11 protein-coding genes are annotated in these 9,700 nt (G+C 56.7%); 9 read left to right on the top strand and 2 right to left on the bottom strand.

Translation table 11 applies throughout. The annotated features are described in order from the left end of the window. The 6 genes from ACYCZJ_RS16020 to ACYCZJ_RS15995 all read left to right on the top strand — a co-directional run. Positions 1–358: helix-turn-helix transcriptional regulator (locus ACYCZJ_RS16020; protein ID WP_461555226.1), on the top strand; the 358-nt coding region annotated here is incomplete at its 5' end. Between the two features lie 78 nt (positions 359–436). Beyond that, positions 437–2,986, top strand: a complete 2,550-nt coding sequence (cas3, locus tag ACYCZJ_RS16015) for a CRISPR-associated helicase Cas3' (protein WP_461555225.1) — start codon at positions 437–439, stop codon at positions 2,984–2,986. Then, positions 2,979–3,692, top strand: coding sequence for a type I-C CRISPR-associated protein Cas5c (gene cas5c / locus ACYCZJ_RS16010; protein ID WP_461555224.1), 714 nt, complete (start codon positions 2,979–2,981; stop codon positions 3,690–3,692). Before cas3 ends, cas5c begins: the two co-directional genes overlap by 8 nt. Before the next feature lies 1 nt (position 3,693). Beyond that, a complete protein-coding gene (gene cas8c, locus ACYCZJ_RS16005) occupies positions 3,694–5,601 on the top strand; it encodes a type I-C CRISPR-associated protein Cas8c/Csd1 (RefSeq protein WP_461555223.1) in 1,908 nt (635 codons plus the stop codon). A 20-nt stretch (positions 5,602–5,621) separates the two neighbouring features. Continuing rightward, positions 5,622–6,506 (top strand): type I-C CRISPR-associated protein Cas7/Csd2, encoded by an 885-nt coding sequence (gene cas7c / locus ACYCZJ_RS16000; RefSeq protein ID WP_461555222.1) that lies wholly within the window; start codon positions 5,622–5,624, stop codon positions 6,504–6,506. A 127-nt stretch (positions 6,507–6,633) separates the two neighbouring features. Beyond that, the gene (locus tag ACYCZJ_RS15995) at positions 6,634–6,840 is read left to right on the top strand and encodes a hypothetical protein (RefSeq protein ID WP_461555221.1); all 207 of its coding nucleotides are present in this window, start codon (positions 6,634–6,636) and stop codon (positions 6,838–6,840) included. 90 nt (positions 6,841–6,930) lie between these two features. Here the strand turns inward: ACYCZJ_RS15995 and ACYCZJ_RS15990 are convergent, their stop codons facing one another. Both ACYCZJ_RS15990 and ACYCZJ_RS15985 read right to left on the bottom strand, forming a co-directional pair. After that, a complete protein-coding gene (locus tag ACYCZJ_RS15990) occupies positions 6,931–7,224 on the bottom strand; it encodes a type II toxin-antitoxin system RelE/ParE family toxin (RefSeq protein ID WP_461555220.1) in 294 nt (97 codons plus the stop codon). Positions 7,225–7,227: 3 nt separating this feature from the next. Beyond that, the gene (locus ACYCZJ_RS15985) at positions 7,228–7,476 is read right to left on the bottom strand and encodes an addiction module protein (protein WP_461555219.1); all 249 of its coding nucleotides are present in this window, start codon (positions 7,474–7,476) and stop codon (positions 7,228–7,230) included. A 51-nt stretch (positions 7,477–7,527) separates the two neighbouring features. Here ACYCZJ_RS15985 and cas4 point away from each other — a divergent pair, with 51 nt between their 5' ends. The 3 genes from cas4 to cas2 are packed head-to-tail and all read left to right on the top strand — an operon-like array spanning position 7,528 to position 9,484. Then, positions 7,528–8,148: a CRISPR-associated protein Cas4 gene (cas4, locus tag ACYCZJ_RS15980; protein ID WP_461555218.1), complete on the top strand. Its 621-nt coding sequence runs from the start codon at positions 7,528–7,530 to the stop codon at positions 8,146–8,148. 2 nt (positions 8,149–8,150) lie between these two features. Then, a complete protein-coding gene (cas1c, locus tag ACYCZJ_RS15975) occupies positions 8,151–9,185 on the top strand; it encodes a type I-C CRISPR-associated endonuclease Cas1c (RefSeq protein WP_461555217.1) in 1,035 nt (344 codons plus the stop codon). A gap of 8 nt (positions 9,186–9,193) precedes the next feature. Continuing rightward, entirely contained in the window at positions 9,194–9,484 is a 291-nt protein-coding gene (cas2, locus tag ACYCZJ_RS15970; protein WP_461555216.1) for a CRISPR-associated endonuclease Cas2, read from the top strand. Positions 9,485–9,700 lie beyond the last annotated feature (216 nt).

Raw genomic sequence — 9,700 nt, 5'->3', positions numbered from 1 at the left:
CGAATGCATCCGCCAGGCAACCACGCTGGAAAAAACCGCTAAAACCGTGCCCGACGCCACCCTCAACCGCCAACTCGCCAGCGCCTACGGCATCTTCGCAGGCCAACCCGTCGCCACCGCCATCCTGTGCTTTACCGCCCACCGCGCCCGCTGGGTTGCCGATGAAACCTGGCACCCCGAGCAACAATCCCGCTGGCTCGAAGACGGCCGCTATGAACTCAGCATCCCCTACTCACACGACACCGAACTCATCATGGACATCCTCAAATACGGTGCCGATGTGGAAGTGATCGCGCCGGATGCGTTGAAAGAAGCCGTCAAAATTCAGCTCGGCCACGCCAGAAGCCAATATGGATAAGGGTTTGCAGCAGGCTCAGGTTTTGGGCCTGGGCGAGGGTAGGATACAAAATACGATTACATGATTAGCGAGTCATTAGTGAAAACACTTACGGCGAAAAAAGTAGCCCAAAACACAGAAGCTGGGGACGTAGCGAGCAAACCGCTGTTCATCGCCCACCACCGTGAATCGGATGATGCCACGCAATCGCTCGCGACCCATTTATGTAACGTAGCAACACTGGCGAATGCATTTGCAGGAAAAGTTGGCTTGGATAAACAAGGAGAACTGATCGGCCTGCTCCACGATTTGGGGAAATTCAGCGCAGCGTTTCAGGCCTACATCAAGTCCGCCGTCGGCCTACTCAACCAGGATGAGGACGAAGAATTCGTCGATGCAGCCGGGTTGAAGGGCAAAATCGACCACTCCACCGCCGGTGCCCAATTGGTGTGGCGGGAACTCTCCAAACAGGGACAGCTTGGAGAGATCGTCGGACAAATTCTCTCCCTTTGCATCGCCTCCCACCATTCCGGGCTGATCGACTGTCTGTCCTCCGATACGAACAGCCTTGGCGAAGACGTGTTCGGTAGGCGCATGAACAAGGCCGATGACCGTTGTCACTTGAATGAAGCACTTGGCAAGGCCGACGAGGCTATCCTTGCCCGCGCTCGCGAACTCACAAGCCAGCCGGAAATGCTCAAGACCATGCAAGCAGCGATTTCCGGGATCGTGCATGCCGCACCGGGAAAAGATGATAAGAGCACTGTAGCGCAGCAGCAGATCGGGTTGTTGGTGCGCTTTCTGTTCAGTTGCCTTATTGATGCTGACCGTATCGACAGCGCCGATTTTGAGAACCCCAAGGGGAAGAAGCTCAGGGCGAATGGCGGATATGCCGCATGGGATGTTTTGATCGACCGTCTGGAAAAACACCTCAAAACCCTTCATCCCCGCCACCCTATCGACACACTCCGGCAAGACATCTCCCGCCATTGCCTGGATGGCGCGTCGCGCGGCAAAGGCGTCTACACCCTGACAGTGCCCACTGGCGGCGGAAAAACTCTGGCCAGCCTGCGATTTGCGTTGCATCACGCGAACAAGGAAACGAGCGGCGTGAAAATGGATCGGGTGATCTATGTCATTCCATTCACGTCCATCATCGACCAGAACGCCGACGTAGTGCGAAAAGTCCTTGAGCCGGATGGCGTAGAACCGAGCAGCGTAGTTCTCGAACACCATTCCAACCTAACCCCCGAGGAACAAAGCTGGCGCGGAAAAATCCTGGCTGAGAACTGGGATGCGCCCGTCATCTACACCACCAGCGTCCAGCTTCTGGAAACCCTGTTCGGCGCAGGCACCCGAGGCGCACGGCGGATGCACCAGTTGGCCAACGCGGTGCTGATCTTCGACGAAATTCAAACCCTTCCCCTCAACTGCGTGCACCTATTCAACAACGCAATGAATTTTCTGGTCGAACAGTGCGGCAGCACGGTCGTCCTATGCACCGCCACCCAGCCGCTACTGGACAAGGTCAATGCAAACAAAGGGTCCATCCGCATCCCAGAGGGCAACGAACTCATGCCGGATGTAAAAAAATTGTTTGATGATCTGAAGCGCGTTGAAGTCAAGAACAGCCGCAAACCGGGCGGCTGGACAATGGATGAAATTGCCTTGCTAGCACGGGAGGAAACTGCGAGAGCCGGTAGCTGCCTGGTCATCGTCAATACCAAGAAAGCAGCGCAAACGATCTATCGACTATGCAGTGAACAGGCCGCCATCCCGACTTATCACTTGAGCACCAGCATGTGCCCGGCGCATCGCAAGTCGATTCTGGCCGTGGTACGAGAGCGCCTTGAAAAGCAGGAACCGACGTTGTGCGTTAGCACCCAATTAATTGAAGCCGGCGTGGACGTGGATTTCGGCGCAGTCATCCGCTTTACCGCCGGGCTGGATTCCATCGCCCAAGCGGCGGGGCGCTGCAACCGAAATGGCATCCGTGAAATTGGGTTTGTCCATGTAGTCAATCCGCAAGATGAAAGCCTGGGCATGCTGCGTGACATCAGCATCGGCCGCGACAAAGCTGAGCGCGTACTGGACGACTACGAGGAAAATCCAGACAAGTTCGGGAACAACCGCATCGGGCCGGAAGCGATGGCGTGGTATTACCAGAACTACTTTTTCGCCCGCGCCAGTGATATGGATTACCCGGTTTCCGACAGAACGCTGGGGCACAACGACACCTTGCTCAACCTGCTTTCAGTCAACTCACAAGCCACAATAGGATATGGAAGAACCAAGGGGCAGGCACCCAACATCTACCTGCACCAATCCTTCATGGCTGCCGCCAAGGTGTTCAAGGCGATTGACGCACCAACACGCGGGGTCATCGTCCCGCATGGAGAAGCGGGGCGCGCCATCATCACCGCGCTATGCGCGGCCTACCTGCCCGATAAAGAATTCGACCTGCTGCGTCGGGCACAACAATTCACCGTCAACGTATTCCCGCAAACACTGGAACGGCTCACCAAGGCCGGTGCGGTGAAGGAAATCCAGGAGGGAACAGGCATACTGTTCCTTGACTCGCGTTACTACAGCCCCGAGTTCGGCTTGAGCGAAACACCGGATGGAAAAATGGAGGTTCTCTGTGGCTGAAAGAAATAGCATTGAATTCAAAGTCTCGGCACGCCATGCCCTGTTCACCGACCCGCTGACGCGAATCGGTGGCGAGAAGTGCTCGTACCACATCCCCACCTATGAAGCGCTCAAGGGTATCGCCAAGTCCATTTACTGGAAGCCCACCTTCATCTGGATCATTGATGAGGTGCGCGTGATGAAGCGTATCCGCACCCAGACCAAAGGCACCAAGCCACTGGAATTCGGCGGCGGTAATACCTTGGCCATTTACACCTTCCTGGCCGACGTGGAATACCAAGTACGCGCCCATTTTGAATGGAACACGCATCGGCCTGAGTTGGAAGACGACCGGATCGAAGGCAAACACTACGCCGTCGCCCAGCGCATGCTGGAACGGGGCGGTCGGCAGGACATCTTTCTGGGGACGCGGGATTGTCAGGGCTATGCCGAACCCTGCGAGTTTGGCTCAGGTGACGGCGACTACGACGACGCTGGAGAACTCGCCTACAGCCTGATGTTCCACGGCTTCGACTACCCTGACGAAACCGGCTTGAAAGAACTGCATGCCCGTTTCTGGCGACCCACCATGACCGATGGTCATATCCGCTTCATCCGCCCGGAGGATTGCACCATCCGCAAGTTCGCTCGGGAGATGGGCGCAAAGAAGTTCGGCAAGGGCAACTTGCGCAGCGTCGAAGACGATGCAGCGGAATTGGGGTGCTGACATGAGCTGGATTCAGAAACTCCATGAAACCTATGAGCAGTGCAAGGGACGGGAACCGCCCTGGGCGGAACGCCTGATGCCAATTAGCCACACGCCACAACAAGCGCATATTGAAATCACGCTGGATGCCGATGGTAATTTCAAAAATGCCAGAATCGTTCAGAAAGAAGAGACCGTTATTCCCGCTACAGAACAATCGGCTGGGCGTGTCGGTATAAAGCCACCCCCTCACCCCCTGTGCGACAAGGTGCAATACTGCGCCGCTGATTACCCAGAACATGGCGGTGGAAAGCCTTCGTTTTTCAAGGAATACGAGGCGCAACTTGGCAGGTGGTGCGAATCCGAATTCAGCCATCCCAAGGCCAAGGCAGTACTTGTATATATCCGCAAGGGCTGTGTGGTGGCTGATCTGGTCAAGGAAAAAATCCTTCACATCGATTCCGATGGAAAGTTGTTGACCCGTTGGACAGGAGGAGACCAAGCCCCCGACCTCTTTCGTTTACTGACCGCAAAGGCTGGCGAGCGTGACCAAGGAGATGCCTTCATCCGCTGGCATGTCCGGGAAGCCAACAACCCATGCACCGCCGTTTGGGAAGACACTTCCTTGCAAGAAGCTTGGGCAAAGTTTGATGCCAGCACGAAACAGTTGATGGGCGTATGCATGGTCACTGGCGATGACAAGGCCGCGCTCACCATGAGCCACCCCAAGCGAATCAGACATGCCGGGGATGGTGCCAAATTGATCAGCGCTAATGACGCCTCAGGCTATACGTTCCGAGGCCGATTCACGGACGATACCGGCCAGCAGGCATGTGGCGTCAGCTACGAGGTGACCCAAAAGGCACACAACGCTTTGCGCTGGCTCATTCACCGTCAGGCCTATCGAAACGAAGAGCAGGTGATCGTCACCTGGGCCGTTGCGGGCAAGCCTGTACCCGACCCGTTCAAGGACTCGCTCTCGCTCTTTCTCGGCAGCGAAGAAACCACCCAAGCGGCAACGGAAAACGTGCTCCCTGACGCTGGTGATGCAGGCCAAGCATTCGCACTGCGGCTGAAAAAAGCTATCGCCGGCTATCGTGCAAAGATCGACCCCACTGAGGACATTGTCGTCATGGGGCTGGACTCAGCCACCCCGGGGCGCATGGCCATCACCTTCTATCGCGAGCTGATGGGCTCGGAGTTTCTAGATCGACTTCAAGCATGGCATGAGAAGTACGCCTGGCCGCAAAACTTCGGCAACCAATCCAGATTTGTAGGCACACCAGCGCCGCGAGACATCGCCGAAGCCGCCTTCGGTCGTCGTCTCGACGACAAACTACGCAAGGCCACGGTGGAGCGGCTGCTTCCCTGCATCGTCGATGGCCGACCGCTGCCTCGTGATCTTGTCGATTCAGTAATACGCAGAACCTGTAACCGGGTGGGTTTGAACCACTGGGAGTGGGAGAAAAACCTAGGCATCGCCTGCGCCCTGTTCAAGGGATTTTTCAATGAAAGGGAGTATCAAATGACACTGGAAACAGACCGGACATCCCGGGATTACCTGTATGGCCGCCTCCTGGCCATTGCTGAACACATTGAAGGCAGAGCGCTGTATGTCGGCGGCGAAACACGCGACACCACCGCCACCAAGCTGATGCAGCGCTTCGCTGACCGCCCGGCGAGTACCTGGCGCACCATCGAACTTGCCCTCACGCCTTCGAAGTCGCGCCTACGCGCCAAACGCCCTGGCTTTTTGTATGAAATGGAAAAACTGCACGACGAAGTCGTTTCAAGCTTTGTCGAAGAGGACTTCCTTGACGATCGAAAGCTCTCTGGCGAATTCCTGCTTGGCTACCACTGTCAGCGGCAGGCATTGAACCCACCCAAGGCGGATACCGCCGCCAGCGACGAAAAAATACCTGCCGAATAAACTAATCCAAGGAGCCAAACATGACCACCCTGCAAAACAAAATCGACTTCGCCGTCATCCTCCGCGTCAAGAACGCCAATCCCAATGGCGATCCACTCAATGGCAACCGTCCGCGCACTGACTATTCAAACTTCGGGGAAATGACGGATGTTTCGATCAAGCGGAAGATTCGGGATCGGTTACTGGAACGCTGGGTAGCAGATGGCAAGAACGACGACGGAAACATGATCTTCGTTCAGTCAGATGATCGAAAATCAGATGAGGCAAAAAGTCTGCGCGCACGCGCCGAAGCTGTTTTGGGTAACAAACTGGGGTCTGGCGAGACCGCCAAGCTCGCCTGCGAGAAGTGGTTTGACGTGCGTGCCTTTGGTCAATTGTTTGCGCTGAAGAGCAACAAGAAAGCCGGAAAGAAGAAGGAAGATGGCAGCGACGATGAAGGCGACACCGGCGTATCCATTGGCATTCGCGGCCCGGTCACCGTCCAATCCGCCTTCAGCGTCGAGCCCATAGACATCACCAGCACCCAGATCACCAAGAGCGTCAGTGGCGAAGGCGACGGCACCAAGCGCGGCTCCGACACTATGGGCATGAAGCACCGCGTCGATCAGGGTGTATATGTGTTCTTCGGTAGCATGAACCCGCAGCTTGCCGAAAGAACCAGCTTCTCAGACGCCGATGCCGATGCCATCAAGCAGGTACTCCCCAAGTTGCTCGAAAACGACGAGTCATCTGCGCGCCCGGCGGGCAGCATGGAAGTGCTGAAAGTCATCTGGTGGAAACACCACTGCAAATCGGGTCAGTATTCTTCGGCCAAAGTGCATCGGACATTAACCGTGAATCCTGATGGCAGCTACACGCTTGCCAGCCTGGAAAACTTGGTTCCTGAAGAAATCAACGGGTTCTAAATGCCGGAGCCGCTTACCGCACCCAGCCAGAAGTCGTGTTGAAAAGCCCGGCTCAAGGTCAATATTTTTTATCTGTGGTGGGATAGGCGATACTAGAAGCTATCTTTGTTATTGGAGGACAGTATCCATGAGCGAAATCCATTTTATGGTCGAAGAGTCGTCTGAAGGCGGATATGTCGCGCGTGCTGTTGGCGTGGATATTGTGACCGAGGCCGACGATATGCCCAGCCTGCATGCCCAGGTACGCGACGCAGTGCATTGTCACTTTGACGAAGGAAAATTGCCCGGCCTGATTCGCCTGCACATCACCCGCGAAGAAGTGCTGGCGGCATGAGCGCACCGCGCAACTTCGACGACTACGATGTGACGGTGGACAAAGCAAACTTGCCGCCCGGCGTGACCTTGCTATGAAAGGACTGAATGCCTAATGCCGCCCGGCCCAATACCCCGGGCGGCGGCTTTGGTGAGCAATGGCAATCACCCTAAGTATGTCGTTCTGGATTCGGAAAATCAGTGTGTATGGAAAACGTCTGAGGTACAGGCGGGATGTGCCGTGCAGGCCGGGGCTGCCTAGGCCGGGCTGTTCGACAGCCAATTCGACGATGCGCCGAATTTCCTGCGAGAAAGTATGGCTGGTTCTGGCGCCGCCATTTGTGCGATACCAGCGCGCTGCTTCTTCCGCCTCTGCCAATGCTTCAGGATTGAAAGAAGCCCGCATGGATCAGCGGGCGCTTTTGGTAATGGCGTCCAGCCGCGCGAAAACTTCCTCGGCGGGAATCCACTGCGTGCGCCCTGCATCCATATCCGCCACGCGCCGGGCGATCTCTTCGTCCCAGGCCTGGGCGATGGCTTCAGGCGTATCTTCGGGTGTGCCTTCCAGGCTGACAATCAGGCGGTGGATCAGTTGGCCGCGTTCTTCAGGCGATAGGTGCAAGGCTTGTTCTTCCAGTTCCTCTAAAATCGTTGCCATGGTATGACTCCTAAAATAAATACATCTGACGTAAATGGTAGCACTCCCAACATGACCGAGACAGTCCCCGTTGCACTCTCCGCCCTGCAACACTGGATCTACTGCCCGCGCCAGTGCGGGCTGATTCATCTGGAACAAGCGTTCGAGGACAACATCCACACGGCGCGCGGGCAGGCTGTGCACCATCTTGTTGATACGCCGGGGTACGAAATCAAGTCGGGTGTGCGGGTTGAGCGCGCGTTGCCCGTGTGGTGCGACCGGCTCAACCTGATTGGCAAGGCCGATCTGGTCGAGTTTCACCCGGACGGCAGTGTGTACCCCGTCGAGTTCAAACACGGCGCCAAGCGGCAGAAGTTGCACGACGACATCCAGCTCGCCGCGCAGGCGATTTGCCTGGAGGAAATGCTGAACCGCCCCGTGCCCAAAGGCGCAATTTTTCATGCTACCAGCCACCGGCGGCGAGAAGTGTCCATCACACCGGAACTCAGGCAACGGGTGGAGGAAACCGCCGATGCCATTCGGGCCATGCTCGCCTCAGGAAAACTACCACCCCCGGCGAACGATGCGCGCTGTAAAGAGTGCTCGTTGAAAGACATTTGCCAGCCGGAAGCGCTGGCCGGACAGGGCAAGCAGCACCAACAAAGACAAGATTTATTCAACCCGGAGAAATAGCGGTGCACACCGTTCAAAACACACTCTACGTCATGACGCCACATGCCTATGCGCATCTGGAAAACGCCACCCTGCGCATCGACGTGGAGCGCGAGAAAAAGCTCCAGGTGCCGCTGCATCACTTGGGTGGGCTGGTCTGTTTCGGTAATGTCATGGTCTCGCCCGCGCTCATGCACCGCTTGGCGGATGAAGGTAAATCGCTGGTGCTGCTGGATGATTCAGGCCGTTTCAAAGCGCGGCTCGAAGGCCCAGTCTCCGGCAACATTCTGTTGCGTCAGGCGCATCACCGCGCGGCCTTGGAGCCCGCTTTCACCCTGGAGTTTGCGCGTGCCGTGGTCGCGGGCAAACTCAAAAACAGCCGCACCAACCTGCAGCGCGGTGCGCGCGAAGCCGCCGATCCGGATGAAGCCGCAACACTCACCCGCATCGCCGACAACCTCGCCGCTTCATTGCGCGCAGCAGCCGTTGCCAACACCATGGACGAACTGCGCGGCGTGGAAGGTGAAGCCGCGCGCGGCTATTTCGCTGCCCTCAACCTCATTGTCAAACCCCAGACGCGTGCATCATTTGCACTCAATGGCCGCACCCGCCGCCCGCCGCTGGACCGTTTCAATGCGCTGCTTTCCTTCCTCTACGCCATGAGCATGAATGACTGCCGCTCCGCCGTTGAGGCCACCGGGCTGGATGCTCAGCTCGGCTTCCTCCACACCGTGCGCCCCGGTCGTGCCGCGCTCGCGCTGGATTTGCAGGAAGAGTTCCGATCAATACTTGCCGACCGGCTGGCCCTTACCCTCATCAACCGTGGCCAAATCACTGCCGCTGATTTTGACGAACGCGAAGGCGGTGCTGTCATGCTCAACGACAAAGGCCGCCGCGCTGTCGTCACCGCCTGGCAGGAACGCAAACAGGAAGAAATCACCCATCCGCTCACCGAAAACAAAATCCCCATCGGCCTGCTACCCTTCATCCAGGCACGTTTCATCGCACGCACGATCCGCGGCGAGATGGAAGGCTATCTGCCTTATCTGGCTAAATAGGAAATCGCATGCTCATCATCGTCACTTATGATGTCTCCACCGAAACCGCGGCCGGACGCAAGCGGCTAAGACGGGTTGCAAAAGCCTGCGAAAAGATGGGACAGCGCGTACAGAAATCCGTGTTCGAATGCACCGTCAACGAAATGCAGTTTGAACAACTGGAGCGCACGCTGCTCGCTGAAATCGACGAAAATCAGGATAATCTGCGCTTCTACCGCATCACCGAACCAGTGGAAGTGCGCGTCAAACAACATGGATGCTTCCGCTCCGTGGACTTTGAAGGCCCTCTCATTGCCTGAGTGCGCGAACCTCTATCAACGGCGAATACCCGGGGCTTTCGCGCAGGGGCTAACTTGATGGCTGATAAAGCATTTTCACGCAGAACAAAATCCATGAGCCGAAATCAGTGGCTTTCTAGAGTGGGTTCGCGGGAAAATACAGGAATCTTCTTACGTAGTGATATGTTGCGTGAGTAGAGCATCACCCGGCCAATTGGCCGGGTGCGGATTGAAACG

Source organism: Sulfuriferula sp. (assembly GCF_054605375.1).
This window is presented reverse-complemented; position numbering and strand designations above follow the sequence as displayed.

Excerpts from the sequence above, each read along its gene's own strand:
- cas8c (WP_461555223.1), top strand. The coding sequence starts at position 3,694 with ATGAGCTGGATTCAGAAACTCCATGAAACCTATGAGCAGTGCAAGGGA.
- cas7c (WP_461555222.1), top strand. The coding sequence starts at position 5,622 with ATGACCACCCTGCAAAACAAAATCGACTTCGCCGTCATCCTCCGCGTC.
- ACYCZJ_RS15995 (WP_461555221.1), top strand. The coding sequence starts at position 6,634 with ATGAGCGAAATCCATTTTATGGTCGAAGAGTCGTCTGAAGGCGGATAT.
- ACYCZJ_RS15990 (WP_461555220.1), bottom strand. The coding sequence starts at position 7,224 with ATGCGGGCTTCTTTCAATCCTGAAGCATTGGCAGAGGCGGAAGAAGCA.
- ACYCZJ_RS15985 (WP_461555219.1), bottom strand. The coding sequence starts at position 7,476 with ATGGCAACGATTTTAGAGGAACTGGAAGAACAAGCCTTGCACCTATCG.
- cas4 (WP_461555218.1), top strand. The coding sequence starts at position 7,528 with ATGACCGAGACAGTCCCCGTTGCACTCTCCGCCCTGCAACACTGGATC.
- cas2 (WP_461555216.1), top strand. The coding sequence starts at position 9,194 with ATGCTCATCATCGTCACTTATGATGTCTCCACCGAAACCGCGGCCGGA.